The 26863-nt window shown below is 65.2% G+C and carries 22 protein-coding genes; 9 read left to right on the top strand and 13 right to left on the bottom strand.

Annotation, left to right across the window (positions count from 1 at the left end):
• Positions 1-396 carry a hypothetical protein gene (locus tag ACFOD4_RS00990; protein ID WP_379592680.1) on the top strand — a complete coding sequence of 132 codons (396 nt, stop codon included), beginning with the start codon at positions 1-3 and terminating at the stop codon, positions 394-396.
• Here the strand turns inward: ACFOD4_RS00990 and mtgA are convergent.
• The 4 genes from mtgA to ACFOD4_RS00970 form a co-directional block, all read right to left on the bottom strand.
• A complete protein-coding gene (gene mtgA, locus ACFOD4_RS00985; RefSeq protein ID WP_456316858.1) occupies positions 344-1021 on the bottom strand; it encodes a monofunctional biosynthetic peptidoglycan transglycosylase in 678 nt (225 codons plus the stop codon). The two genes, ACFOD4_RS00990 and mtgA, sit on opposite strands and share 53 nt — an antisense overlap.
• A gap of 25 nt (positions 1022-1046) precedes the next feature.
• A complete protein-coding gene (locus ACFOD4_RS00980) occupies positions 1047-1637 on the bottom strand; it encodes a thermonuclease family protein (protein ID WP_379592678.1) in 591 nt (196 codons plus the stop codon).
• 99 nt (positions 1638-1736) lie between these two features.
• Positions 1737-2648, bottom strand: a complete 912-nt coding sequence (locus ACFOD4_RS00975) for an SAM-dependent methyltransferase (protein ID WP_379592676.1) — start codon at positions 2646-2648, stop codon at positions 1737-1739.
• Positions 2645-3028 carry a DUF423 domain-containing protein gene (locus ACFOD4_RS00970; protein ID WP_379592674.1) on the bottom strand — a complete coding sequence of 128 codons (384 nt, stop codon included), beginning with the start codon at positions 3026-3028 and terminating at the stop codon, positions 2645-2647. The genes ACFOD4_RS00975 and ACFOD4_RS00970 overlap by 4 nt, the downstream gene beginning before the upstream one ends.
• A gap of 183 nt (positions 3029-3211) precedes the next feature.
• Here ACFOD4_RS00970 and ACFOD4_RS00965 point away from each other — a divergent pair, with 183 nt between their 5' ends.
• Genes ACFOD4_RS00965 through ACFOD4_RS00945 form a run of 5 tightly spaced genes read left to right on the top strand, consistent with a single transcriptional unit; the run spans position 3212 to position 8398 of the window.
• On the top strand, positions 3212-4819 hold the full coding sequence (locus tag ACFOD4_RS00965; protein WP_379592672.1) for an ABC transporter substrate-binding protein: 1608 nt from the start codon (positions 3212-3214) through the stop codon (positions 4817-4819).
• Positions 4816-5913: an ABC transporter permease gene (locus ACFOD4_RS00960; RefSeq protein ID WP_379592668.1), complete on the top strand. Its 1098-nt coding sequence runs from the start codon at positions 4816-4818 to the stop codon at positions 5911-5913. The genes ACFOD4_RS00965 and ACFOD4_RS00960 overlap by 4 nt, the downstream gene beginning before the upstream one ends.
• A gap of 3 nt (positions 5914-5916) precedes the next feature.
• Positions 5917-6819 carry a nickel transporter permease gene (gene nikC, locus ACFOD4_RS00955; protein WP_379592666.1) on the top strand — a complete coding sequence of 301 codons (903 nt, stop codon included), beginning with the start codon at positions 5917-5919 and terminating at the stop codon, positions 6817-6819.
• Positions 6816-7667, top strand: coding sequence for an ABC transporter ATP-binding protein (locus ACFOD4_RS00950; protein WP_379592664.1), 852 nt, complete (start codon positions 6816-6818; stop codon positions 7665-7667). The genes nikC and ACFOD4_RS00950 overlap by 4 nt, the downstream gene beginning before the upstream one ends.
• Complete coding sequence (locus ACFOD4_RS00945) at positions 7664-8398, top strand: ABC transporter ATP-binding protein (RefSeq protein ID WP_379592662.1); 735 nt, start codon at positions 7664-7666, stop codon at positions 8396-8398. Before ACFOD4_RS00950 ends, ACFOD4_RS00945 begins: the two co-directional genes overlap by 4 nt.
• A gap of 234 nt (positions 8399-8632) precedes the next feature.
• Here the strand turns inward: ACFOD4_RS00945 and ACFOD4_RS00940 are convergent, their stop codons facing one another.
• From ACFOD4_RS00940 to ACFOD4_RS00930, 3 genes are read right to left on the bottom strand one after another with little or no spacing between them, the layout of a single operon-like run.
• On the bottom strand, positions 8633-9841 hold the full coding sequence (locus ACFOD4_RS00940) for a glycosyltransferase (RefSeq protein WP_379592660.1): 1209 nt from the start codon (positions 9839-9841) through the stop codon (positions 8633-8635).
• 13 nt (positions 9842-9854) lie between these two features.
• Positions 9855-11213 carry an O-antigen ligase family protein gene (locus ACFOD4_RS00935; protein ID WP_379592658.1) on the bottom strand — a complete coding sequence of 453 codons (1359 nt, stop codon included), beginning with the start codon at positions 11211-11213 and terminating at the stop codon, positions 9855-9857.
• Positions 11210-13477 (bottom strand): Wzz/FepE/Etk N-terminal domain-containing protein, encoded by a 2268-nt coding sequence (locus ACFOD4_RS00930; protein WP_379592656.1) that lies wholly within the window; start codon positions 13475-13477, stop codon positions 11210-11212. The genes ACFOD4_RS00935 and ACFOD4_RS00930 overlap by 4 nt, the downstream gene beginning before the upstream one ends.
• Before the next feature lie 125 nt (positions 13478-13602).
• Here ACFOD4_RS00930 and ACFOD4_RS00925 point away from each other — a divergent pair, with 125 nt between their 5' ends.
• Positions 13603-14058: a calcium-binding protein gene (locus ACFOD4_RS00925; protein WP_379592654.1), complete on the top strand. Its 456-nt coding sequence runs from the start codon at positions 13603-13605 to the stop codon at positions 14056-14058.
• 26 nt (positions 14059-14084) lie between these two features.
• Here the strand turns inward: ACFOD4_RS00925 and ACFOD4_RS00920 are convergent, their stop codons facing one another.
• The 4 genes from ACFOD4_RS00920 to ACFOD4_RS00905 are packed head-to-tail and all read right to left on the bottom strand — an operon-like array spanning position 14085 to position 19111.
• On the bottom strand, positions 14085-15392 hold the full coding sequence (locus ACFOD4_RS00920) for a glycoside hydrolase 5 family protein (RefSeq protein ID WP_379592652.1): 1308 nt from the start codon (positions 15390-15392) through the stop codon (positions 14085-14087).
• Entirely contained in the window at positions 15382-16731 is a 1350-nt protein-coding gene (locus ACFOD4_RS00915) for a lipopolysaccharide biosynthesis protein (RefSeq protein ID WP_379592993.1), read from the bottom strand. The genes ACFOD4_RS00920 and ACFOD4_RS00915 overlap by 11 nt, the downstream gene beginning before the upstream one ends.
• Before the next feature lie 47 nt (positions 16732-16778).
• On the bottom strand, positions 16779-17906 hold the full coding sequence (locus ACFOD4_RS00910; RefSeq protein WP_379592650.1) for a glycosyltransferase family 4 protein: 1128 nt from the start codon (positions 17904-17906) through the stop codon (positions 16779-16781).
• Positions 17907-17917: 11 nt separating this feature from the next.
• Positions 17918-19111, bottom strand: coding sequence for a glycosyltransferase (locus ACFOD4_RS00905; RefSeq protein WP_379592648.1), 1194 nt, complete (start codon positions 19109-19111; stop codon positions 17918-17920).
• Between the two features lie 497 nt (positions 19112-19608).
• Here ACFOD4_RS00905 and ACFOD4_RS00900 point away from each other — a divergent pair, with 497 nt between their 5' ends.
• Together ACFOD4_RS00900 and ACFOD4_RS00895 are read left to right on the top strand one after the other, a co-directional pair.
• Complete coding sequence (locus ACFOD4_RS00900) at positions 19609-22656, top strand: acetoacetate--CoA ligase (protein ID WP_379592646.1); 3048 nt, start codon at positions 19609-19611, stop codon at positions 22654-22656.
• A gap of 63 nt (positions 22657-22719) precedes the next feature.
• The gene (locus tag ACFOD4_RS00895) at positions 22720-23355 is read left to right on the top strand and encodes an ABC transporter substrate-binding protein (protein WP_379592644.1); all 636 of its coding nucleotides are present in this window, start codon (positions 22720-22722) and stop codon (positions 23353-23355) included.
• Between the two features lie 24 nt (positions 23356-23379).
• Here ACFOD4_RS00895 and ACFOD4_RS00890 read toward each other — a convergent pair whose 3' ends face one another.
• A complete protein-coding gene (locus ACFOD4_RS00890; RefSeq protein WP_379592642.1) occupies positions 23380-24042 on the bottom strand; it encodes an MlaA family lipoprotein in 663 nt (220 codons plus the stop codon).
• 77 nt (positions 24043-24119) lie between these two features.
• Positions 24120-26705, bottom strand: coding sequence for an MMPL family transporter (locus tag ACFOD4_RS00885; RefSeq protein ID WP_379592640.1), 2586 nt, complete (start codon positions 26703-26705; stop codon positions 24120-24122).
• Positions 26706-26863 lie beyond the last annotated feature (158 nt).

Raw genomic sequence — 26863 nt, 5'->3', positions numbered from 1 at the left:
ATGGGCGCCCTCCGCCTCGCCGCCCTGGCCATGGCGGTGCTGCTGGCAGGCAGCGAGATCGCCCGTCGTATCATGACCGGCGGCGCGATCGAGGCGCTGGACGAAGTGTTGGTTGCCGCCACGCTTCTGTGGGCCGCTGCCCGCCCCTCCGGCCCGCGCATGGCGGCCGCCTGGGGCGTCTTTGGCGGGTTTTCGGTTGTGCTGCTCACCACCACCCTGGCCGAGACGATGCGGCCGGAAGGCAAACCCGGCGCCGGCCTCTATGCCGCGTTGCTGGGTGGCATGCTGGCGCTCTCCCTCTGGGCGGTGCGGCGGGCGCTTCGGCGGGAACAGCCCGGCGCCTTCAGCCCGCGCAATCCAGCAGCGGGCCGAGTTGGCCGACCCGGCGGCGGATGACCCCCGAGCGCTCGCGCACATAGGCGCCGGGCTGTGCCGCCGACCAGTTGAGCGGGCTGGGCAGAACGGCGGCGAGCTGGGCTGCCTGCGCCATGGTCAGCGCCGAGGCGGGGCGATTGAAGAAGCCGCGCGCCGCCGCCTCCGCACCATAGGTGCCGGGACCGAATTCGACGATGTTCAGGTACACTTCCAGCACGCGCTGCTTCGGCCAGAGCAGCGCGATCTGCGGCGTCAGCCAGGCCTCAAGCACCTTGCGGACCGGGTCCCGTCCCGGCCAGAGAAACAGGTTCTTGGCGACCTGCATGGTCAGGGTGCTGGCGCCCCGGGGGCGTTCCCCGTCCAGAGCCGCGGCGAACTGGCCCTGCAACTCGCGCAGGTCGAAGCCGATCCACTGGGTGCAGAATGTGTTGTCCTCAGCCGCGATCACCGCATGCGGCAGGGCCGCGGCAATGTCCGGATAGGCGACCCATTCCTTGGACAGACCATAGCCCTGGGCGGCGCGGATTAGCATCAGAGGCGTCGCCGGAACCGGAACGAAGCGGAACACCAGGATCAGCAGGGGCGGTCCGAGCAGCAGCAGCAACATCAGCCGCCGCAAGTGGGAACGCCAGCGCGAACCGATCACAGAATATTCCTCATGGACTGCCCCTTCATCGGCCACAGGCCCCGGCACGGTCACGGAAAGACCAGGGATACTGGAAACGCCCTGCCCAGGCGCCCCGCCCGGCAGCGCGGGCTTCCGCCTCAACCCCTGCATAGCGGCCATTGGAGAAGCGGGGGCAATCGAAGGCAAAGCCCGAACGCACCATGCCTTCGCTCAGATCCACCCGTCCGCCGCCCTGCCGCGGGACGAAGCAGTTGGCAACGACGCGGCCATAGGTCTGCGAGCCATCTGGCTCGCACGTCACAGGCCGGCCGCCAATCAACTCGGTGAGTGCGCGCGTGGCCTCTTCCCCGCAGGCGAAGCGGCCGCCCTGGCGGCGGTTGCAGCTTTGCTCGGTTTCCAGCGCGTCGATGCCCTGCATGCGCACCCGGACGCCGCCCACATCGAAGGTGTCACCGTCGAGAACCCGTGCCAAGCCGGAGAAATCTTCATCCGTATTCGGGAGCCGGCGCTGCTCCTGCTCGACCGCGCGGAACAGGTTGCGGACCAGGCGCAGGAGGTCACCCTGCGTGACCTGCTCGGCGCCGAGCAGGCCGATCGCGGCGATGGCGGCCGCCAGCCAGGCTTTCCGGTTCATCGGACGCGGTCGCAAGGCCGGGCCGGTAGGAAGAGGAGGTTCATCCCACAGGGCTAGAGCATGTCCGAGGCCGCTTGTGCAGCCCGAAACTGGCGCCTGTCAGTTCCGCAACAGGCAGAACATCAGCTCGTGCTTGTTGTGCGCGCCGTGGAACAACCGGCCACCGGGAATGGCGGCAAAGGCAGCGGCGGTGTCGTGGTCCGTGTCGCCCTGAAATTTCAGCGTGCAAACGAAGTTGCGCGCACGATCCGCAGCCATCCATCGCTGCACCAGCCCGAGCAGCCGCGCCGGGTAGCAGATGATGTCGCTGAACAGCCAGTCCACCGGCGGATGCTGCTCCGGCTCCAGTCCGAAGGCGCTTTCGGTACGGATGGACACGTTGGGCAGGGCGGCCACGGCGGGATCCATCGCCGCCTTGTCCACCGCGATGACCTGCCCGCCAAGCTGCGCCAGCGCCCATGTCCAGCCGCCAGGCGCGGCGCCCAGATCGAGGCTGGTTTCGCCCGCTCCGGGCCAGCGGCCTAGGCGCGTCAGGGCTTCCCACAGCTTCAGATAGGCGCGGGAGGGCGGGCCTTCGCGATCTTCCTCGAACCGCACTTGGCCCTGCACGAAGGGACTTGTCTTGGTGGGCGAGGCAAGCATCCGGTCGGGGGCCAACAGCGTCCAGGCCCCGAGATGGCCGGTCGGTGCCGGCTCCGGAAAGCGCAGGGCACGCGCCTTCACCGGCGGCAGCGTCGCTTCGATCAAGGCGGCGCGGCGATGATGCATCACCGGCTCGAGCGACCAGTTGCGCTGAATGGCGCGCAAGGCATTGGCAGCGCCCTTGATGGAAGGGATCTCCAATTCGCGCGGCTCTGTCCAGATGTCGAGGGCCCAGGCGCAGGTCACTGGCGGCGCCTGCGTCAGCGCCAGGGGGCCGTGCCACGCCTCGATAGCGATGCCCGCGCGGCGCAGTTCTTCCTCGATCTCCCGCTCGAAGCCTTCGGCGGCGCGGTAGACGGCGCGGATCATGCGGGCCGCCGCAGGCCCGCGAGGGCCAGAAGCAGCCAACCCGCCATCAGCAGCGTGCCACCCAGGGGCGCGATGCCAAGGGATCCGCCGCCCAGCAGCCGCCACCAGATGGCGCCGCAGAAGCCCAGCATCCCCAGCACGAAACATCCCCCCGCCAGATGCGCCAGGCGCCCTGTCCGGCGCTCGGCCAGCAGGCCGGTGGCCAGCAGCGCCAGGGCATGCCAACCCTGCATCGTCAGCGCGCTCTGCGCCATGCGGTGGCCAGCCTCGTCCAGCCGCGGGGCCAGGCCATGCGCTGCCCAGGCGGCGAGACCCACGGCGAGGAGGCCGGCCAAGCCGCCAAGGAACAACCAGATGCGGGGCAGGATCGGGACGGGCATGGCGCCGGGCTTAAAGCGGATTGGCCGCCGGTGGAAGCCAGCGCACCGACCCGGCGGACAAGTTCCCCGAGAAGATGCCGCGCTCAAGCCTGTTAACATTGCCGCTTGTTCATGATGTCTGGCGGACATGGCGCGGCGCCCCCGGGAGGCGCTAGAGAATCGTGGATCAGGAGGTCCAACCCAATGACCACACGCCGTTCATTGCTGCTTGCATCCGCCGCCATGGCCACGCTGCCGCTGCTGGCACGATTTGGAATCAACCCGGCCGCGGCGCAGGCGCCAGCCAACGTGCTCGTCTTCGGCAAGCAGATCGACGACATCATCTCCCTCGATCCGCATGAGGCCTTCGAGTACACGGCCTCGGAGATCGCCGGCAACGTCTACCAGAAGCTGGTGACGACGCCGAACTCGGATCCGGCCAGCCTGGAAGGCGAGCTGGCGGAGAAGTGGGATGTCTCCGCTGACAACAAGACCTTCACCTTTACCCTGAAACAGGGTCCGAAGTTTGCCTCGGGCAAGCCGGTGACGGCGGAGGACGTGGCTTTCTCCCTGTCTCGCGCCGTGCTGATGAACAAGTCGCCCGCCTTCATCATCAACCAGTTCGGCTTCAACAAGGATAATGTGGCGCAGAAGATCCGCGCCAACGGCGAACGAACCGTGGTGCTGGAGACGGCCGAGGCCACCTCGCCTTCCTTCCTGCTGTACTGCCTCTCCGCCGCCGTCGGATCGGTGGTCGAGAAAGCGGTGGTGATGGCCAACGCCCAGGGGGACGACCTCGGCAATGCCTGGCTGAAGCAGAACTCCGCGGGTTCCGGCGGGTATTCCGTCCGGCAATGGCGGGCCAGCGAGAGCGTGATGCTCGACATCAACCCGCACAGCGACGTCAAGCCGAAGATGCGGCGCATCATCATGCGCCACATGTCCGATCCCTCGACGCAGTTGCTGGGCCTGCAACGCGGCGACGTGGACATCGCCCGCAACCTGGTGGCCGATCAGGTCAAGCAACTGGAAGGCAACAAGGACTTCACCGTCCAGTATGCCCGCAAGGCCAGCCTGCTCTACCTGACCCTCAACCAGAAGCACCCGATCCTGTCGAAGCCCGAGGTTCGGCAGGCGATCAAGATGGCGCTGGACTACGACGCCATTCAGAAGAACATCGTGCCCACCACCTACGCCGTGCACCAGGCCTTCCTGCCGGCAGGCTTCCCAGGTGCGCTGAACGAGCACCCATTCAGCAAGAAGACGGCCGAGGCCAAGGCCCTCCTGGCTAAGGCCGGGCATGCGGAAGGCTTCGAGGTGGCGCTAGACTACTTCTCCGGCACACCCATGTCCGACATCGCCCAGGCCATCCAGGCCAACCTTGCCGAGATCGGGATCCGGCTGCGCATGTTGCCGGGCGAGCAGCGCGCCGTGATCACAAAGACCCGCGCGCGCCAGCACGACATCGCCATGGTCCGCTGGGGATCGGATTACTTCGACCCGCACAGCAACGCCGAGGCCTTCTCGATCAACACCGACAACAGCGACGATGCCCGCAACCGCACCATCGCCTGGCGCGCCGGCTGGGACATTCCTGAGCTTTCGAAGAAGACGCTGGCGGCACTCAGGGAAACCGATGCCGAGAAGCGCGCGGCGATGTACGTGGACATCCAGAAGGAGCACCAGCAGAGCTCGCCCTTCGTCATCATGCTGCAGGAGATCGAGGTTTCGGTGTCGCGCAAGGGGGTCAGCGGCTTCGACATGGGGCCGATGAACGACCGGCATTCCTACACCAACATCGCCAAGGCATGAGCGACAGCACCATCTCCCCGGCGGCCCCGCCGCCGGGAGACAACGCCGGGGGACAGCCGGGACGTGCACGGCCCTCCGCCATGCGGCTGCGGTTTCAGGCCGTTTCCGGCACGCTGGCCAGCATTCCGATCACGTTGTTCGGCCTGGTTCTTGTCACCTTCTTCATCGGCCGCGTGGTGCCGATCGATCCGGTCCTGGCCATCGTCGGCGACCGTGCGCCACAGGATGTGGTGGAGGCGGCACGGCTCAGGCTCGGTCTGGACCAGCCGCTCTACATCCAGTTCTGGAACTATCTGGGACAGATCCTGTCCGGCGACCTCGGGACGTCGGTGATGACATCGAACCCGGTGACGCAGGACATCGCACGCTTCTTCCCGGCCACCTTTGAACTGGCGACGGTTGCCATCATCATCGCCGTGGTGATCGGCATCCCGCTCGGCGTGCTGGCGGCGACGCGACAGGGCTCCTGGATAGACCAGCTGGTGCGCCTGTTCTGCCTTGCCGGACATTCCCTGCCTGTCTTCGTGCTCGGGCTGATCTCGCTGCTGCTGTTCTATGCGCGGCTCGGCTGGGCCCCAGGCCCAGGGCGGCAGAGCATCTTCTACGAAGGCATGGTGGACGAACGCACCGGCATGCTGACGGTGGATGCGTTGCTCGCGCGGGACTGGGGCGCGTTCGTCGATGCCCTGCAACATCTGGCGCAGCCAGCCGGCGTGCTGGCCATGTTCTCTCTCGCCTATATTGCGCGCATGACTCGCGCCTTCATGCTGAACGAGCTGAAGAGCGAGTACGTGACCACTGCCCGCGCCAAGGGCCTGTCCTCCTTCAGGATCGTATGGGGCCACGCCTTTCGCAACACCGCCGTGCCGCTCGTCACCGTGCTGGCCATGACCTATGCCGGGCTGCTGGAAGGCGCCGTGTTGACGGAAACCATCTTCGCATGGCCTGGTCTCGGCCAGTACCTGACCGTTTCGCTGCTGAACGCCGACATGAATGCGGTGCTGGGCGCGACGCTGGTGGTCGGGCTGATCTACGTCCTGCTCAATCTGCTGTCGGACATGCTGTACCGGCTGCTCGATCCCCGGGTGAAGTGAGCCATGTCCACGACAACGCGCCGTGACTGGCTGCTTTCCGACAGCCCCGCTTCCCGCGCCCAGGCCCGGTGGGGCCGGCGCTACCAGCTCTGGCTCGCTTTCCGGCGCAACTGGCTGGCGGTGGCCGGGCTGGCCGTCGTCCTGGTTATGCTGGCGCTGGCCATCTTCGCGCCGCTCCTGGCGACGCATGATCCCGGCGTGCAGCAACTCGCCAATCGCCTTCAGCCGCCCTCTGCGGAGCATTGGCTGGGCACGGACGAGCTGGGCCGCGACTCTTATTCTCGACTGCTCTATGGCGGCCGGGTCACACTGGGCATGGTGGTGGCTGTGGTGATCCTGGTGGCACCGCTCGGCCTGATCGTCGGCTGCGTAGCCGGCTATGCCGGCGGGCTTGTCGACAAGATCCTGATGCGCGTGACCGACGTCTTCCTTGCCTTTCCGCGGCTGATCCTCGCCCTGGCCTTTGTTGCCGCCATGAAGCCCGGTGTGGAAAGCGCCGTCATCGCCATCGCTCTCACGGCCTGGCCGCCCTATGCAAGGCTTGCCAGGGCCGAGACGCTGACTATCCGCAACACGGACTACATCGCCGCGGTGCGGATGACCGGTGCCTCGCCCTGGCGCATCATCTGGAAACATGTGACGCCGATGTGCATGCCGTCCCTGACGGTGCGCGTGACGCTCGACATGTCGTCCATCATTCTGACGGCGGCGGGGCTGGGCTTCCTTGGACTGGGCGCGCAGCCGCCGATCCCGGAATGGGGCACCATGATCGCGACCGCCCGACGCTTCATCCTGGAGCAGTGGTGGGTGCCGGTCATTCCCGGCATCGCCATCTTCACCGCCTCCCTCGCCTTCAACCTTCTGGGCGACGGGCTGCGCGACGTGCTGGATCCCAAGCAACGATGAGCGAGACCCAGAACCTTGTGGAAATCCGCAATCTGCGGGTGGATTTCCCGAGTCCGTCCGGCTTCACCCATGCGGTGCGCGGCATTTCCTTCGGCATGGGTCGGGAAAAACTGGGCATTGTCGGCGAAAGCGGCTCGGGAAAATCCGTCACCGGTCGGGCGTTGATGCGACTGCTTCCAGGCTCGGCGCGCATCCAGGCGGAAGCGCTGCGCTTCGATGGCATCGACGTGCTGGCCGCCCCGGAGCGCCGCATGCGTCAGCTGCGCGGCGGACGCATCGGCCTGATCATGCAGGATCCGAAGTACTCGCTGAACCCGGTGATGACGATCGGCCGCCAGATCTCCGAAGCCTGGCTGGCACATCAGAAGGGTGGCCAGCGTGAGGCTCGCGACGCGGCCCTCACCTTGCTGGATCAGGTGCGCATCCGCGATCCGAAGCGCGTCCTTGAAGCCTATCCGCATGAAGTGTCGGGCGGCATGGGTCAGCGCGTGATGATCGCGATGATGCTGGCGCCCGACCCGGATCTTCTGATCGCAGACGAGCCGACGAGCGCATTGGACGCCAGCGTTCAGGCTGAAATCCTGAAGCTGATCGAGGACCTCGTCTCGGCGCGCGGCATGGGGCTGATGCTGATCAGCCACGACCTTCCGTTGGTTGCCCGATTCTGCGACCGGGTCGTCGTGATGTATGCCGGACAGATCATGGAGGAATTGCCGGCACGGGATCTGCACCGTGCGAAGCATGCCTACACTCGCGGGTTGTTGGACTGCATGCCGAGCCTGTCGCAGAAGCGGGTCCGGCTGCCCACGCTGAACCGCGATCCCATCTGGCTGGAGCGTCGCGGATGATCGAGATCGAAGCGCTGAATGTCCACTTCGGCAGCAACCATGTGGTGCGCGACGTCTCGTTCCGGGTGGAAGCAGGCGAGACCTTCGGATTGGTGGGCGAGAGTGGCTCAGGCAAGTCCACCGTGCTGCGCACCATTGCCGGGCTGAACTCCGACTGGTCCGGACGCATGACGCTGGATGGCAAGCGGCTCGGGCAGCGGCGTGATCGGGCCTTCTTCAAGCAAGTGCAGATGGTGTTCCAGGATCCCTACGGCTCGCTGCATCCACGGCAGACCGTGGATCGCATCCTGGCGGAGCCGCTGGAGGTGCACGGGGTCCCGGATGCGGAAGCGCGGATTGCCCGTGCTCTGGAGGAAGTTGCCCTTCCTCGTGTGGCTCGGTTCCGCTACCCGCACCAACTTTCGGGTGGGCAGCGCCAACGGGTGGCGATTGCGCGCGCCTTGATCGCCGGCCCCTCGGTGCTGCTGCTGGACGAACCCACCAGCGCGCTCGATGTCTCGGTGCAGGCGGAGGTGCTGAACCTGCTGGCCGATCTGCGGCAGATCCGGCAGCTCACTTGCATCCTCGTGTCGCACAACTTGGCCGTTATCGCCCATCTTTGCGAAAGGCTGGCCGTTATGCAGGGCGGCAGGATTGTTGAAATCCTCTCGGAGCGGGAACTACGCGTAGGCCAGGCAAAGCATTCCCATACTCAGGACCTTGTTGCGCTGTCGCACGAATTGGAGAAATAGCGGTTGTCGGCGCTGTGCAGGCGCTGACCTCCGACATCAAGCCGGGCGGGCTGATTCTCGTAGGAACATGCTGAGCCGAAGGATCACCGTCGACGTTGCTGCCGCTGTTGGCCAGTGGGGTCTAGCTGTCAGCGGTCACCATGAAGTGCACTTCGGACCAGGGTTGTAAGGCGCAGCGCTGGAAGGTTGCGGCACTGGCGAGAGAAGCTCCGAGAAGGTTTTTCTCCGCAGCCGCTACTCCGGCGCCGTGGCAACCGGCCTCAGACGACGCAGCACCGCCTCGGCGAACGAATCCGGCGCGTCGGCAACGTCGATTCCCCGCACAGCGTCATGCGGCAATCCCCGCACGCCGATCCGCGTGCTGACGATTGGCTTGCCGAAGGCCATGGCCTCCAGAACCTTGATGCTTACGCCCGTGCCGAAGCGCAAAGGAACCACAGGTACCGCGATATCGGCATAGAACTCGCCGACATCCCTAGTGTGCGGGCGGATATGGATCTCAGGCACACTTTCCACCATTGGTCGCGCCTTCTCCGCCAGCGTTCCGGCGAGCAGCACCGTCACATCGGGTTTCTGCCGCCGCAGCAGCGGCAGGATCTCGTCACGGAGAAATGCCACCGCATCGAGGTTCATCACGTCCTCGGACCCGATGAATCCGATGTCGAAGCGCGCAGTGCCGGAAGGTGGCCGCACCACTGGTTTCAAGTAGTGCCAGGGCCGGTGCACCACTCGTTGCCGCAACTCCGGAAAGGAAGCGTAGCGCTCGGCCTCCTCGTCCGAGGCGATCACGACTTCCTCGCACCGGTTCAGGAAGCGTAGTTCCACCGCGCGTGAGCGATCTTCACGTGCCCGGCGGAAGCGGTGCCGCAGCCAGGCGAAGCCATGCTGCTGTGCGATCAGCCCTGCAGGCAGCTCGTGAAACAGCCGGGCATAGGCGTGGTCGTAATCCGCTGCCTTGCGCACGAAGTCGTCGTGCAGGTCCAGCGTCACGGGCAAGCCCGGAAGCCGATCCAGCACGGGGGCGAACATCTGCAAGGCATTGACCTTGTGGCAGTAGACCCGCTGCACCTGCCAGTGCCGGATCAGAGAAGCCAGTTCTTCGGCAACGCCACGCCGCTTCGTATGCAGGAAGGGATGGCCGGAGAAGACGTCTCCGGTGATCCAGCGCCGGGCCTCACGCCAGGCAAGCCCGGCCTTGCCACGTAGCCCGCCTCCACCATTCCAGCCTGGCAGCATCAGGTGACCGTCGAAACGCTGTGCGTAGGCTGCCCATACCTCAGCAGAAAGGGCGTGATCGGCGTCCTTGTAGAAGCAGATGCAGAAGCTCTTCCCACCCCGCCGTCGATGATTCTCCGCCACAGAAAGATAAACCTGAGACGAGCCATTGCCGGGCGGCAGAAAAGGCTCCTCGGCAATGAAAAGTGTTGCTTGCGCGTCCTGCATTGCCGATTGCCCCTCAGGTTGCCTTGAGGAGCAGCACTGCCTGGCGTGCCATCCTGGCGGCCATGAGGCGGCGCCAGACCTCCTGATGAGCCCGCACGGCGGTCCAGACGAACAGCAGGGTCAGCAGGTCATTGCCCTGTAAGATCCGGGACTCGCTGATGTTGCAGGCCAGAAAGAAGCCCAGCAGCAATGCGGCGCAGGGAACAAGGCGTTCGGGATCGTCGCCGCTGCGCAGCAAAATGATCATCCGCTGCACCAGCACAAGGAGCCCACAAAGGAACAACGCCATTCCGACGATTCCGGCATCCAGAAGCAATTGCAGATAACCGTTATGCGCGTGCAGTTCGTATTGACGCGACCAGAACCAGAACACTCCGCCCGGAGCTGCCTCGCCAAGCCAGAAGATGCCGAAGCCATAGCCAGTCCACGGATGCTCGGCGATGGCATCCGCCACGAAGCTCCAGACCGTGGTGCGGCCCGAGAAGCTGGGATCCCGGCCCAGCATCTCCGCGACTCCTGTGCTCAACGACACACCGGAATTCGTCAGCAGAGCGCATCCGCAGCCGAGCAGCGCCGGCAGCATCGCGCGGGGCAGACTGTGCCCCGCGGCAATCAGGCTGACCGTGGCATAGGTACCCAGCGCCATCATCATGCCCAGCAAAGGGGTAGCCGAGTGCGCAAACAGAAGGGCGCCGAGGCAGGCGGCCAGCAATCCGCCATCCAGCATGCGGCTCCAGCCCCCAGCCGGGGTGCCGGTCATCCGGAAGATCAATGCCAGCACTGCCAGGGCTAGAAAGGAGCCCAGCAAATTCTTGTGCGAGAACAGTCCGCGAAGGTGGCCGTCATGATCGAAGGCCAGGGCGGGGAACACAATGGCATGCAGTGCCGATCCCACCAGCACAATCGCCGCGCTGATCCGGAAGGCTTCTGCAAGGCCCGCCGGTCCAAGCCTCAGCCCCAGAAAGAGCCCTGCCGCCATCGTACCGCTCAGGGCCACCGTCCGCCGCAGGGTTGGGTCCGGCATGGGAGACCACAGCATGGACAGCAGCGCCCATCCCAGGAACAGCATCAGGGGCCATCCCAGGAAACGGATGGCCCAAGGGCGCAGCAGCCAGCCAAGCAGGACCAGGTGCAGGCCGTAGAGGCCGAGCAGCACGAGCTGGCGGATGCTGTCCCCTTGCTCCTGGATGGCCCCGACCAGCGCGGCGGGCGGGCCGACCGGCTGCCCTCCGATGAAAGCCGGCAGGATGCTGGCGATCAGCAGCAGGGTTGCGACACCGCAAGCGATGTCGAAGCCAGATGCCACAGCATGGCGGCCAAGAGGCCGCGTTGCCGGGACGAGCGCTGTTGCGGGCGCCAGGACGTCGTTCAACCGCGCCCTCCGCCCGCAATGCGCAGGCTGTTGGCCGCGCTCCGGTAACGGCGGCGGTAAGGCTCGGCTCCGGGCGTGTCGAAGGTGGCGAAGCGGGAAAGATCCACCTGCGTCAGCACAACACCCGTCACCTCCACGCCGGCATTCAACAGCTCCAGACGGGCCTCGCGCACCGCCGCGGTTGGCGTGGCAGCCCAACGCACCGCGAGCACGACGCCGTCGCCCAGGGTGCTGAGCGTCAGCGTGTCGCTGGCCACCAGTACGGGCGGTGTGTCGATCAGGATCAGGTCGAACTCTTTCCGCATGGCCTGCAGCATTGTGGCCAATCGGGGCGAGCGGGCGAAATCCTGCGGCCTGCCACGCCAGCTTCCGGCCGGCATCACGAATACACCGCTCGCCTCATCGTCGTGGCCGGCCTGCCGCCAAACGGCGACATCCCCCGCGACATAGGCGGCAACGCCAGGGGCCGTGCTTCCCGGAAAGGCGGCATGCTGGGTGGGCGCGCGCAGGTCGCCATCGATCAAGGCCACCCTCTGACCCGACGCCGCCGCGGCGGCAAGGGATGCAACGGTTGTCGACTTGCCCTCATGCGGCAGGGCCGACGTCACGATCAGCACACGGCCGCCTTGCGCAGGAGCCGCCAGGGCAAGGCGGTCTTGCAGGCCCATGATCGCCTCCGCGAAGGCGTGCGGTGCGCCGGACAGAACCGCCCGCACCGCTGCGCCGTCGCGGCGCCGCAGGCGCGGCACGAGGCCAAGCTGCCGGACAACCCCGAGGTGGCGCGCCACATCGTCGCCGTTGCGCAGCGTGCGGCTCTGGCGGAACTCGCGGAAGCCGACGGCACTGGCGCCGAGGCCCAGCCCTGCCAGGGCAGCGGCGGCCAGCACCAGGGGCACCTTGGGCCAAGTCGGATGCGCGGGGATGGTGGCGGGGGAAACCAGCCAGCCATTGGTGTCGTCGAAGCCGACCTGTTGCGTGGTACGCCAACGGCCGACGAAGTTCTCGTACACAGCACGGTTGGCACTCGCCTCCAGTTCCAGAGCCTGCAGCTGCACCTGCTGACGCCCCAGCTCGTTGGCCTGGGCGCGCAACGTGAGCAACCTTTCCTCCAGCGATGCGGCCAGGGAGGCTGCCGCCGTGCTCTCGGCCTGCACCCGCAGCAGCCGAGTGCGTGCTTCGGTCTCGAGCTGCCCCTGCGCAATGCGTTGCTGCGCCTGGGCCGCACGCAAGGACAGGCTCTGGCTGCCCTGATCCACGCCCAGCCGGCCCGCCTCCTGTCGCGCCTCGGCCAAGCTGCTGCGCAGGCGGTCAACGTAGCGGTCGCCCCCGCCCGACTCCTCGAGATCGAGCAACGCAAGCAGCCCCGCGCGCTGCACCATGTCCTCGGCCGTGATCAGCCGCCGCCTTGCCCGCTCCTGCTCCACCCTGGCCTGGAGGATGCGCTCGTTGAGGCCGGTCATCTCAGCGTCGATCTGCGTGTGGTCTCGACCTTCCCGTTGCAGGCTCAGGCGCATCTCCGCGGCGCGACGCTCGGCATCGAGCACGCTGCCACGCATTTCCTGAGCACGGTTCTGCAGCCAGTCCGCCGCACGACCTGCCGCGTCCTGCCGTCCGCGCACCCGTTCGTCGAGGTAGTTGTCGGCGATGGCGTTGGCCACCTCAGTCGCCAGCGAGGCATCGGTTGCGCTGATGCGGATGCGGGCCAGGTTGGACCGGCCGACCGGCGTCACCTGCACGGCGTTGGTGAGCTGGTCGACCAGCCTTCCATGGGTGTCCCGCAACGGATCAGGCCGTGCCGCCGCGGCAAGATCCAGCGCGGCAGGAGCCAGCCGCCCCAGCACGGCGCGGCTGACACGCTCCAGCGGTTCAGGATCGCCCGCAACCGAAGCAAGACGGTCCGCCCTTTCGGCAAGGCCCAGGCGCTCAACCACTCGCGCCAGCGCGGCCGGCGAGCTCATGATCTGCAACTCCCCCTCGACGTCCGGAACGCGCAAGGCGGCGTCGCGGGACACCGCGTCGGTGGTGGCGATGTCCGTCTGCCGGGGGGCAGCCATGATGATGGCGCCGGCGGTGTAGCGCCGGTCAACAAGGGCCAGGTAGGTGGCCGCCAGCGACGCCACCAGCATCGCAACCATGAACAGCACCCGCCATTCGCGGCGGATAGCCCGGAGGATCTGGTCGATCGTCTGCGCCGGGCCGGATTGCCGAACAGCTTCGTCCAACAGAGAGGCCATGGAAGCGTCCACAGCAGGCAGGCGGCTCATGATGTTTTTCGCTCCCTTCAGGGATGCCGGGTGGTTGCAAGGCGCCCAGAAAAACAGGCCGATGGCATCCGGATGTACCGGGGGAACCCGAACGGCCCCTTGATTGGCTCCAACCTGGTTCCACGATGGCCCTGACACCCGAGCGGGCGATGCTGCCGAGCACCACGTCGACGTTCAAGGACGGGACGTCTGGGATTAACAGGCCGACCGGCAATACCGGGAAGGATTGGGTGAGCGGCGGCGCCGCAGAAGATGCGATCAACGTCAATCGCGGCCATGACACGCTGACTGGAGCCGTTGGCAACGACATTCTGCAGGGTGGTCCCGGCATTGAGCGCATGGCCGGCGGCAGAAACGGCGAGATCCTCGCGCCCTGGGGCAATGAGGGGCAGGACATGATCAGCGACTGTGCCCGCGGCGTCGACAGGATCAAGTTGCTCGGCATCAGCTCCAGTCGCGTGAGCTGGCAGCCGACCCCACAGGATGGCGGGGCGGCGATGCTGACGGAGTTCGGAAGTGGAGCGACCATGACGCTGGATCACGTGGCCGCACCTGGCCAGAGCGACTTCATCCTCGCCTGAGGCTGACAGCGGAGGGTGTGCCGCGCTCATGGCACTCCTTCCAGATGGCGCAAGCCTTGCGCCGTAACCTGAAAGACTTGCGGAGCAGCATCGAGGCGCAGGCGGATTCCGGCCGGAAGCGGACCGCATCCACTTCCATCGTCCGAGGCGCTGCAGGGGATCACCGGCAGAGCAATGTCCTCTGTCGCCCCTCCCGTGTGCCAGGCTACGATGCGCTGGGTCATGCCATCCACCTGGCGGAACAGCAGCAGGTACGCCTGTGGCTGGCTCACCTGGATGCGGCCGAGGTAACTGAATCCCTCCAGCGCTCCGATCAGGTTCGACAAGGCCGCGTGGAGCGGCTTCGGGCGTCCGTGATGGTCCACGATGCCGAAGCTTGCTTCCTTCTCCGCAGGGTCGGGACCATCGTCCCACCAGTCATAGATGATGCTCATCGGCACGCCAGCCATGCGGTCAAGCAGCCACAGCCGTGACACATAGGCGGCCTGGCGTTCGCGGCTCCACTCGCCGCCCATGGAGGAGAAGCCCCACTCGCTATTGACCCGCTCGGGCAACGTGCGCCCCTGCCCTTCGGTGATGCGGCGCAAACTGCCGTGCAGGCGGCCCCAATCCTCCAGCACATCCTCCGGCGAGCGGTCGCGGTAGGGGTGCACGCTCACGGCATCGAAGCAGGCACCGGCATCGGCGCGCACGAAATCGTCCAGAAACCACCAGAGGAAGCCTGATGCGGCCGGCCCCATCACGACGGCATCCGGATCATGATGCCTAAGGGTACGGCAAGCCTCACCCGCGAAGTCGATGAAGCTGTGCAGGTTCACAGGATTGCCGAAATTATGGTCCGGCTCGTTCCAGATCTCCCACGCCACCTTTCCGCGATACCGCTGCGCAGCCGCGGCAACGAAGCGCATGAAGGCGATGCGCGGCTCGCCGTGCTGCGGCGCTGCAAAAGCCAGCGAGGGGGAGCTCGATCTCCCTGCTTCCCGTGCCGCATATAACGGATTGGAATAGGCCAGGATCAGCAGCGGCTTGAGGCCATGCGCCTCCATAGCTGACAGAAGCCGATCTATCCGGCCCCAATCATAGGCACCCTGCTGCCGCTCCACGGAAGCCCAAAGCAGATCCGTGCGGATGATGCGGAAACCAAGCTTGCTGATGCGCTCGAAATCATGCGGTCGACCCGGTGGAAAATGAACGTTCACACCTAGTCCGGCCGTGACACCTGTGTTTCCGATCCAGCCACGCAGGCGTTCGCCGGCTTCGGCCCCGGCGGATGACAAAGCTGCCACGAACAGGCCGAGAATGAGCCCTGATGCGATATGCCCGCTAGCCCGCATGCCTTCCCCCCATCAGCAGCCGAAGCGCTCGGCGGGGTGTGGCGGGGCTGAAGGTGTCCAAGATCGAGACACCTTCGATGGTGCGGTGCGTGCCGTGCACATGCAGCGCCAGCAGTACCACCTCGCTCAACAGGGCTGCCCAGGCGGCACCTTCTGCACCCTGCAATGGCACCAGCAAAAGATTCGCGGTGACGCCGCAGGCTGCCGCGACGCCCAGATAGCGCACCTTGCACGCCACCTCGCGAGGTGTGACGAAGCTGGCGCTATAGGACGCCTGCACGAAACGCACAGGCAGGCCGAGTGCCAGAATGGCCAGGATCGGCACGGCCTCCGCCAACGATGGGCCGAACAGGGCGGGAATAATCCAGGGCCCGCCTAGAACAAGAACAATGCAGCCCGCGGCGCCACTGCAGAACATGCCGATCACACCCAGATGCAGGAGCGCGCCAAACCGCGGCCTGTCATGCACCGACCAACGGGCGATGATCGGCGTCAGGAACTTCATGTAGATGACCTGGGGCAGCATGGAGGCTGCCGCGATCAGCAGCAGGGCCGCATTGTAGGCGCCCGCCGCCGCGCCCCCGAGCTGCCAGTCCAGCAGAACAACAGCCCACTGGAAGTAGACCACATAAAAGATGGTCATGAGCGCAAAGGGTGCTGCCTGCGCCAGCGTCATGCGGAGCGAAGGGCTGATACAGGCCATCCTCTCCGCACCGGCTGCGACATTACGATTCCTGAGGCGGAGCCCGCCGCCGTGCCAAAGCGGCACCATCAGCCAGATGCCAACCACAGTGACGACACAGCCGGTGGCGGCATACAGCAGGATCACCGCTTCCAACGAAATCGCCGACGATGACGAGAGAACAAAGACCAGAAGAAGCCCCATGCGCATTGCCTGCGTGACGCACTGCCAGAGGGCGAGGGTGGAAAAGCGTTCCTCGATCTGCAGCCGCGCGGAGGCCAGCTCGGCGGCAGCCTGCCCCGCGAGCATCGCCAGCCCGCCCAGCAGGATCCAGGAACGCTGCCAAGGCTCGGCGCTGCTGCCCAACAGCGCGTAGACGGAGAACAACAGCGCCGCGGCCACGCCGGCCATCAGCAGAACCCGGCCAAGAGGCCGCAGCCACCTTCGTGCCGCTTCTCCCTCAGCTCCAAAGGCCTGCACGAGGAACCAGTTGACCCCTGCGGAGGCCACGGGCGTCACCAGGCTGGCGGCCGCCAGCAGGGCAGCGAAGCGGCCATAATCGGCCGCCGTCAGCGAGCGGGCCAGCACCATCTGCGCGCTAACCGCGAGAAGGGATGCCGCGACGGTGCCACCAAGGAGGGCCGACAGAGCCCGCATCACCAGGCGTAGGCTGCTTCTGGACGCTGTTCCACGGGCATCGGCAGTCACAGGGCCAGCTCGCCCATTGGTTCGGGCGACGTCAGCGTCTCCGGGGAAAGCAGCCGCCGATACAGGGCGAGATGGCGGTCGAGCTGGGCATCCAGTGAGAACAGGTCGGCGGCTCGGCGCCGGGCGGCATCGCCTAGCGTCCGGAGCCCCGCATCATCGGCCAGCAGCGAAACCAGACTGGCAGCAAAGGCACGGGCATCACCGGAAGGAACAAGATCTCCGGTTTTGCCCGGAAGGATCATCTCGCGCAGTCCCGGCATGTCGGTGGCGACAACCGGCAGGCCAAGATGCATGGCCTCGATAACAGCCATCGGCAGGCCTTCCCAGAGGGAAGGCAGCACCATGCAGCGTGATCCGGCCAATGCGGAGAGGGCAGCGTGATGCGACAGGCCGCCCAGAAAGCTGAACCGGCTCGTCATGCCGAGTTCTTCCACGCGCGCCCGCAAGGCAGGACCTAGAGGACCGTCACCGATAATGCGGAAGCGCAGCCCGGTGGCCAAGCGCGCGATCTCCGCCAGCAGAAGGGGGTTCTTCTGGTGGTGCAACCTGCCGAGAAACGCCACGTCATGCGTGGATGTTCTCAGCACGGCCCCCGCAAGTCCGTCGGAGCCGTTATAGATGACCTCGCCGATCTGCCGATCCTGCAGCAGGCCGTCGGCGCGGGCCAGCGCTTTGTCGGCTTGCGACACGAAAACAGTGGCGTCGGCCCGGGCGATGCACTTCCCTTCGCTGATCCGTGCCAACTGCCGCAGAGGAGCGCGCTTCTTTTGATAATGGAAGCCGTGAACGGTGTAGACGAAGGCCGGAAATGCGCGGCGTGTGAGGAGTGCACAAGGCAGGCCGGCCCTAGCACCATGTGCATGCACCAGGTCAGGCCGGCTCTTCACCAGGATGCGCTGGAGCGCGCGCGACGTTAAGGGCGACGCGAGCCGACGGGAAAAATCCAGCTCATGCACCGTGACGCCCTGCGCCGGCGCTGTCCTGGCAAGCTCGGTTCCCGGCTGTGTCACGATGCCGACGCGGACGCCCAGCACTGCCATGCGGGATGCCAGTTGCAGTACGGCCGTGGTGCCGCCCCCCATGGAACCGTCACCGATCACATGCAGGACAGACAAATTGCTCATCCGTGCGCGCCTCAATCCGCAGCGAGTGGCGCGGATGCGGGGAGAGGCATAGCCACGGTTCGCTGCCGCCCCATCCACGCCTCGGTCGGGGGGGAAAGCCTCGGCACATGCTCTTCCATGGCGATTTCGAGCCTCGCCAGGAACTGCCGGCGGAACTCATCCTTGGAGAAGCGCGCCGCATGGGCTGCGATGCGAGCAGGATCGAAGCCCTTCTCCATCGCCTCAAACTGCCTGATGGCATCAACCAGCGACGCAACTCGTTGCTCATGGAACAGCAGACCCGTAAGGCCATTCACCACGGTTTCGGTGGCACCTCCACGACCGTAGGCGATTACTGGACGACCGCAGGCCATAGCCTCCAGCGGAACGATTCCAAAGTCCTCCTCGCCAGTGAACAGTAGAGCCCGGCAACGGGCGTAATAGGAGCGGAGGGTATGATCATCGACGCGGCCGAGGAACTGCACCAGCGGTCCGGCGCCGCGTGCGAGCTCGTCGTGCTCGCCACCATTACCGATCACCACAAGCCTGCGGCCGAGCGCTCTGCAAGCCTCAATGGCGAGATCCACCCGCTTGTAGCGGATAAGCTGTCCGGCCACGAGATAGAAATCGTCCGCTTCAACGTCGCGCCGCGTGGTGGAAAAGGTGCCGAGATCGACTGGCGGATGAACGACCGAGGCTGGTCGCCGATAATACTTGTTGATGCGCTCAGCAACGGTTCTGGAATTGGCTATGAAGTAATCCACTCTGGCCGCGGAGCTGTAATCCCAGTTGCGCAGGCGATGGGCCAGAAACGGGATCACCGCACGCATCGGCCTTGACGCGCCATCCCGGTAATCCTGATACATGTTCCAGATATAGCGCATGGGCGTATGGCAGTAGCAGACATGCAGAGCATCCGGCCGTGTCAGCACACCCTTTGCTGGACCGGACTCGCTGCTGATCACAAGGTCGTAGTTGCGGAGATCGATTTGCTCCAGCGCCAACGGCATCAGCGGCAGGTAGGACTGATACATCCGATGCGCGAATGGCAGACGGGCGATCATGGTCGTGGTGACCTTGTGCCTCCGGATGGTGTCAGAAATCCTGTCCGGCACATACACATGCGTGAAGATGTCCGCATCCGGAAACATCTCACACAAGGATTCCAGAACCTTCTCGCCGCCGCGCATGCCGACCAGCCAATAATGAACAAGGGCAACACGCATTGTTGGTTCTCGCCTAGCTGCGTCAGCGGGAACGTTGAGCGTCCGGGCTGGCGACACTGCGCTGCACAATGGCTACCCTGACCATGACCTTTAGAAAGTTCCGCGACAAGCAGCATTCTTTCTGGGTTCGTTTCGGTTGCCAGCTGACAAAAATGTGCGCGGATATCTGGACGCACCTCCCCCAGCCGCGCTTTGTCTCACGGGAGTAGATTCTTGAGATGCTCCGATTGTTTTGGTGCCGGCTCATACATCAGGCCCGCAAGAGCTTCTCGATGCACCACAACCACTGCTCTCCGCGCCTGATGCTTCTCACTCTCCGTCCAGACGTGGATTGAATTTAATGTGATGGGTGCGGGCCGTTGCTCGCAGCATCAAATCCCGCCCTCCTTCTTATCCGAAAGTTTTCAGCGCCCTGCAGGACCGTTCCCGAGGGGGCGCCGATGCGAGCCTAAGCAGTGCCGCAGGGCATTGCCGTCGGCTGTTCCAAGGAGAGCGGCGTGTACGACCGTGAACTTCGCCTGAGCCAGACGAGGACTGCAGCCCAATTTCGTCGCTTCTGCGCCGAGCGCACCGGAAGCGACCTCCACGATGTTGCGGCCCTGGACACCTTTGCCGTGGATCAAGCGCGATGCTTCTGGCCACTGATCATCGACTGGTCGGAGCTTCCGACTGAAGGAAGCCATGAACCTGCCTGGGAGGGGGATAGCATCGAGGCTGCTCGCTTCTTCCCCAACCTACGACTGAACTTCACTGAATGTGTTCTCGCGGGTAGGCATCAGCGCCGCCCGGGCGAGGCTGCGCTGATCGCCTGCAAGGCCGATGGTTCATCAAGGATCGTCACCTGGGCGGAACTGCATCTGCGGGTGGCTCACTCCATCCAGGTACTGCGAGGTCTGGGAGTCGTCGAAGGCACGCGCGTCGCGGGCGTCTTTGTCAATGACGACCACGCGATCATCACATGCCTGGCTGTTGCTGCCCTGGGCGCCAGCTTCTCGAGCACGGCGCCGGAAATGGGGGATGAAGCCATTCTTGCGCGCTTCCGCCGGTTGCAGCCAGACCTCCTTGTCGGATCATGCTTTGCTGGCGTGCAGAACCAGGCTGCCGGAGCCCGCATTTTTGGACTGGGCGTTGAGCTTCAACCAAGGCTGGGATTGCTGCTGCTTGACGAAGAGCCTGCTGCCCCCGCTGTGCCTCTTCAACTGGCTTTGCACCTGTTGGGGCCACTGCCGTCCGTTCCGCCGGATATCCAATGGGTTCGACATCCTTTCAATCAACCGCTCTTCATCCTGTTCTCGTCCGGCACAACAGGCGAGCCGAAATGCATCGTGCATGGCGCAGGCGGCACACTGACCGAGCACATCAAGGAGCATCGTCTGCATTGTGGCCTTGGTCCGGCAGACCGTCTGTTCTTCCATACGTCCTGTGCATGGATGATGTGGAACTGGCAGCTCACGGCGCTAGCAGGTGGCACGACCCTTGTGCTCTATGACGGTCCTGTTACCGATCCAGAGAGTTTGTGGAGGATTGTGGAAGAGCAGCAGGTCAGCGTTTTTGGCACCAGCCCCCCCTACCTAAGACTGTGCGAAGAGCACAGCGTCGCGCCTGCCTGGCGCTTCCAGCTCGCGGCGCTGCGCACAATTCTCTCGACAGGTTCGATCCTGCAACCGGGCCAGTACCAGTGGGTATCGTCGAATGTGAAGGATGTTCCGCTGCACTCCATATCGGGCGGCACGGACATCATTGGCTGCTTTGTTCTCGGCCACCCGGAATTGCCTGTGAACGCCGGAGAATCATCCTGCCGCAGCCTCGGCATCGATGTCCGCGCACTTGGTGCGGAAAGCTCTGACGGTGTCGGCGAGCTGGTCTGCGCCAAGCCGTTCCCTTCGCGACCTTTGGGCTTTCTCCACGACGAAGACGGCAGCCGTTTCCATGCCGCCTACTTCGCCCAGAACCCAGGCTACTGGACGCATGGCGACCTTGTTTCGCGAACACCATCCGGAGGATGGCGGTTGCATGGGCGATCCGACGGCATCCTGAACGTGCGCGGCATTCGGGTCGGTCCTGCCGAAATCTACGCTGCCCTGTCCGAGATCGCCGAGCTGGATGAAGGCCTTGCCGTCGAGCAAACGCTACCCGATGGAAGCACCCGGATTGTGTTGCTCGTTGTTCTGCGCGGGAATGCTCATCTCGACGATGCATTGACGCTGAGCATCAAGAGGATCATCGGCCAGCGCAACTCCGCGGCTCATGTTCCGGCAGTGATCGCTCAGGTCAGCCAACTGCCACTCACCCATAGCGGCAAGCGGTCGGAACGCGCTGCGGCCGATGCACTGAACCATCGTCCCCTCGTCAACCTTGCCGCCTTGCGTAACCCGGAATGCCTCAAGGAAATCGTATCTCATCCCGCCCTGCGCCTGCACGACGGTGCGGGCCGGACGCCGGCAGGACCTCTGTCCAAAGGCGCCACTCCTCAGGAGTGCATGAGGGCCATCTGGGAGTCGGTGCTCGGCGTATCGCCACTCCGGGAGGAAGATGATTTCTTCCACCTTGGCGGTAACTCCCTTACCGCCATGACGCTCGCTGCGACCGTGGAACGCAGCATGGGACTGCGGATGCCCATGGGGCTCTTGTTCGAGTTGCGGCGCCTGGGCCCCGTTACCGACGCCGTCCTAAGCGGGCATGCTTCAGCTGAACGTGTGATCGTTCGGGTCCATGCGGGCACAGGGCGGCCAATCTTCAGCGTGCATGGAATTTCTGGCACAGTGCTCGAACAACGGGCCTTTCTGGCTGCCTTGGCAGCCGCCACAGAACGCCCCGTCTACGCCGTACAGGCTCTTGGACTCGATCCCGACCATTTGCCGCAGCATAGCGTTGCAGCGATGGCCTCCTCGTATGTCGAGGCACTGCGTGATGTTCAGCCCGGGGGTCCATATGCCCTCTGCGGTTACTCGTTCGGCGGAATTGTGGCGCTGGAGATGGCAAGGACCCTGCGGGCATGTGGCGAGGCCGTGGAGATCCTCGGCATCATCGACGCCGGCTTTCACCCCGGGCATTTGCGCCGTGGTGAATGGCTGCGCTACAGGCTCGGACGCCTTGCGGTTTACCGGGATGCGATGCGCGGCCTGAACGGAAGCGGCAAGATGCGTTACCTCCGGGATGAGGCAGGCAATTTGGCTGACGCCTTACGCATGGCCCTTGGGGCACGTCCGCGCCATCGCGACGCAGCGCCGGATCAAACGAGGCTGCCTGAGCCACTGGCGCGCGTTCGCGCGGCCTGTGAACTGGCCTATGCCCGCTACCGCCCTGCTGCCTACGCGGGAGAAGTAACGCTGTTCAGGGCACAGCGACGTGATGGGCGAAGTTGCGATTCGCTGCCTGCGTGGCGACGCAACGCGGGTGCGCTGCGGATCGAGTTGATGGATACCACCCACCATGGACTGGTTGTCGGGGCTGCGGCGCAGGAGTTGGCGCAACGCCTGGCAGCCGTCCTCGCCGGCCAGGCATTGTCCAAGTCCGCCACCACACAGCATGTGATCGCTGCCTGATGGTGCCGCCATACGCAAGAGGGGGGGCTTCATCTGCAGTGGGCATCCCTGTATGGATCTGACATGCTTCGTACCGGTACCGCCTTGTCTTTCCTGATGCACCGCCGCCTTCTGCCCGGCTTGTTGGCTGCGCTGATGATGGCGCCTGGCACGGTGCGCGCCCAGGTTCAGCCCACTCAGGTGGTGGAGAAGTTGCACGGAGCCCTGCTCGACGTGATGCGTGAGGCGTCCCGCGTCGGAACCCGCGGCCGCTTCGAACGGCTTCGGCCCGTCATGGAATCCAGCTTCGACCTTGCTGCCATGACGCGGATCGCCGTCGGTCCTGGGTGGACGTCGGTTCCGTCGGACACGCAGGCGGATCTAAGCCGGGCTTTCTCGGATTGGTCGATTGCCACCTACGCCAGCCGCTTTAACGGCTTTGCCGGCGAGAGCTTCACCACCGAAGGCGAATCGACGCTTCGCAATGGCGACCGGATGGTGCGTACGCTGCTCAACAGGCCAGGGCAGGATCCGGTTCGCCTGGGCTACCTGCTGCGACAGCGCGGGGGGCAGTGGTGCATCGTCGATGTTTACCTGTCCGGCTCCATTAGCGAGCTCGCCTCTCGCCGGGCGGATTTCGCTTCCATCCTGTCCGATGGCGGCGCCGGCCGTCTGATCGGCGAGCTGCGGCGCCGCACGGCCGAGCTGCTGCGCAGCTGACGCTGGCCTGATCCCTCCGTCAGATCAAGGAGGTGGCGCCTCCGGGTCGTCGAGCAGCTGCGGCTCCGCGTCTGCCGGAGCTGTATCGGCGGGCATGGGTCCTGCACGCCCGAGCTCGGCATCCCGGTTTTGCTGCCAGACGCTGCGCAGGCGGGCATAGTAATCAAAGGAACCTTGGCGCAGTTCATCGAGGCTCTCAATGTTGCGTTCCCGGAGAACAAGCCCGTTCGTCGCGATGCGGCCCGCAGTGGCTTCCCAGGGTAGAATCCAGTTCAACGGGTTCACGGCCAGATCCCCTAGCAGCCCTGCGGCATCCCGGGCGTTCGAGGGCCCGGCGAGCGGCAGCACCAAATAAGGCCCGTCACCAAGGCCCCAGCCATGCAGAGTTTGCCCGAGATCGGCCTCGCTGCGCGACATGCCCCATGATCCCGCAATGTCGTAGAAGCCCGCCAATCCAAGCGTTGAGTTGAACACGAACCGCAGCAGCGTCGTCGCTGCATCCTCCACCCGCACCTGAAGCACTTGGTTGGCAAAAACCCGCGGAGAGTCGAGATTGCGCAGGAAGGCATTCACACGCTGCTTTCCATAGGCCGGCATCGTCGCCCGGTACCCCTGCGCCACCGGTCGGATGGCAGCGTCGTCGACAGCCGTGTTCAGGCGCAGCACCTCGCGGTTCAAGGTCTCCAACGGATCGCCTGCTATCCCGCCAGGACGGGCTGCGCACGCGCTCAACCCCAGGATCAAGACGGAGGCGGCCACGAGCCTCATGGGGCAGCGGGCCGCGCGAGCAGCGCCGGACGGAACAGCAAGGTCACCAGCAACTCCCATCCCAAGGACAGCATCAGCAATCGCCCCATGCTCGCGGTTCCGGGATGACTCGAAAGCCAAAGCGCCCCGAAGGCGGTGGCCGTGGTCAACGCGCTGAAGATAACTGCCCGGGTCAGGCTTGATTGCAACAAGGCCGTCTCGCCGCGCCGCCACGCCATGACGAAGTAGATGTTGAACGCCACGCCAATCCCAAAGAGCAAGGGAAGCGCGATAATATTGGTGAAGTTCAGCGGCAGGCCGAAGGCGGCGCAGGTCGCCAGCGTCAGAAGACCGCTCAGCAGCACCGGCAGCATGGTAAGCACGACGTCCCGCAGCCGCCTCAACACGAACACCAGCAGCGCAACAATGGCGCAGAAGGAGAAAAGGCCGGCTTGAAGAAACGCCGTGACGATCATGTCACCCGCCGCGCGGATGGAAATGGGAACACCCGTCGCCTCCGGAGCGATACGCTGCACCGCCTCGGAGAAGGCGATCAGCTCTGCGTTGCCTTCCGATCCGGGCTGAGGAAAGGCCTGTACCCGGAAGCGACCGTCGCGCGTAGTCCAATCGGCAACGAGGTCTTGCGGCAGATCCTCCCGTGTCACAGGCCCCGCCTGCAGAAGGTCCGAGATCTGCCTGAGCAGGATGCGGAGCGGATCCACAACGCTTGCCGCTGCCTGCTCGCGCACCGCGGCATGGGCGTCGCGCAAACCTTGCAACGCGTTGGCAAGGCGCTCGGCGGAAGGTCCATCCTGCCCGGCACTGCCTTGCACGCTCCGCAGCAGAGCGGCCGTTTCCTCCAGGGCACGGACCACTTCCTCATCGGACGGCGGAGGTGCCGGCGCAAAGCCGTCGAGGACGGGCGAAAGGAACATCGCCGCGTCGCCGATCAGATCGAGCTTTTCTTCCTGCTGATCCGGCACGAAATCCGCGAGGGTCAGTGCGCGCGACACTTCCGGCAGCGCAGAAAGCCGCTGCGCCATCTCGGCCGCTCGGGCTTGGCTTTCAGCAAGAACGGTGATGCCGTTGGGAGTGCGGTTGGGATCGGCGGTAAGGTCACGCAGGGTCGCCATGGATTCGACCCGTTCGCTCCGCATGTGCAGCGGATTGAAATCGAACCGCACTTGCGGCAGGAGGAACACGCAGCCGACGGTGGTGAGACCGGCCAGGATCAGCACGACTCCGCGTTGGCGCGCCAACAATCTTTCCATCGGCGCCAGCATCGGGAAGCCGGCCTCCGCCAGGCCTTGCCCCTTTCTGCCGAAGAGCACCAGGAGGGCCGGCAGCAGCGTGACGCTGAGCAGAAAGGCGATGCCCATGCCAAGGCCGGCGATGGCCCCCAGTTCAGCCACGCCCAAATAGCTGGTCGGCAGGAAGGCAAAGAAACCGACGGCGATCGCGGCGGCCGAAAGCGCCAATCCTCGCCCGACGCTTCGCCCTGCTTCCTGCAAGGCGGCCGGCGCGTTCTCCATTCCTCGCAATGCCGCAAGGTAGCGCACGCTGAACTGGATGCTGAAGTCGATGCCCAGGCCGACAAACAGGGGGATAAAGGCCACCGAAATCAGGTTGAAGCGCCCGGTTGCCAGAAGACCCAGTCCCGCTGTCATCACCAGGCCCAGCAGCGTGCTAGCGAGGATCGCCGCCACGATCCGCCAGGACTTCACAGCCAGCCACAATATGCCGATCAACGCCGCCAGCATGGTTCCTGTGACGAGGCCTGCATCTTCCGCGAGCGAGGCGAACTCCTCATCGCTCAGGGGCACCGGGCCCGTGAGGCGGACCTGTACGCCCGTGTCCGGTCGCAGACCGAGAGATGTTGCCTCATCACGAATCGCCTGGCTTGCGGCGGCCCCCGGCTGCAAGGCAGTGAAATCCATCACGGGCTGTACCAGCAAAACCTGGCGGGCTGGCGGCCCTTCTCTTCCGGCGTCGCCGGCGATCAGCCGTCGCCAGGAAAAAAATGCAGGGCGATCTTGCAGCACTGCTTCGAAGTTCTCGGCCAGCATCCGCATTGCTGGCTCCAGAATGGCTAAGGGCGCCTCGCCGCGTTGGACGCCCTGCAGCACCGTGGACAACATCGCTATAACGCCGCGCAGGCTTGGGTCGGCGGCAAGAGGTCCCAGAAAGGGCTGAGCCCTCACCAGCTGTTCCATTGCTCGGGCAACGTCTTCCCGTGGCAAGAGCAGCAGGCCATTGCGGGCGAAGAATTCTCCGCCTTCCGGTTGCCGGACGCTACGAAACAGTTCCGGCTTTGCGCGGAGCGCCTCCGTCAGCCGCTGCGCCCCGTCATCCGCCAGCTCCGGTGTTGCGCCATCCACAACAACCAGGATCAGGTCCTCCAGCTGCGGAAAGGCCGCATCGAAGGCAATCTCGCGCTGGCGCCATTCAAGGTCGGTGGAAATCAGTTCCGCCGTGTCCGTGGTCATGGCGAAGTGCCGCCCGGTGTAGATCAGGGCCAGCAATGCCAACAGGCATCCCAGGATGGCAACCTGCCATGGATGCCGCGTGGACGCACCGACGATGCGGCTGTGGATCGAGTCCATCGTGGCTGGGCCTTGCCGCCTTGTTCAGGCGCGGACCGGCACCGCTCTTCCTGACTGCCCCAGAGCGTTGAGGGCGGTTTCGACGATGCTGCGGGCGGACAGGCCGGCGGCGTCGTACTGGGCCTTGGGGGTGTCGTGGTCGATGAAGCTGTCGGGCA

Origin of the sequence: Teichococcus globiformis, from assembly GCF_042646265.1 — a bacterium.
Classification (GTDB): domain Bacteria; phylum Pseudomonadota; class Alphaproteobacteria; order Acetobacterales; family Acetobacteraceae; genus Pseudoroseomonas; species Pseudoroseomonas globiformis.
Note: the sequence above shows the minus strand (reverse complement) of the source record. Positions and strands in the feature narration are given on the sequence as shown.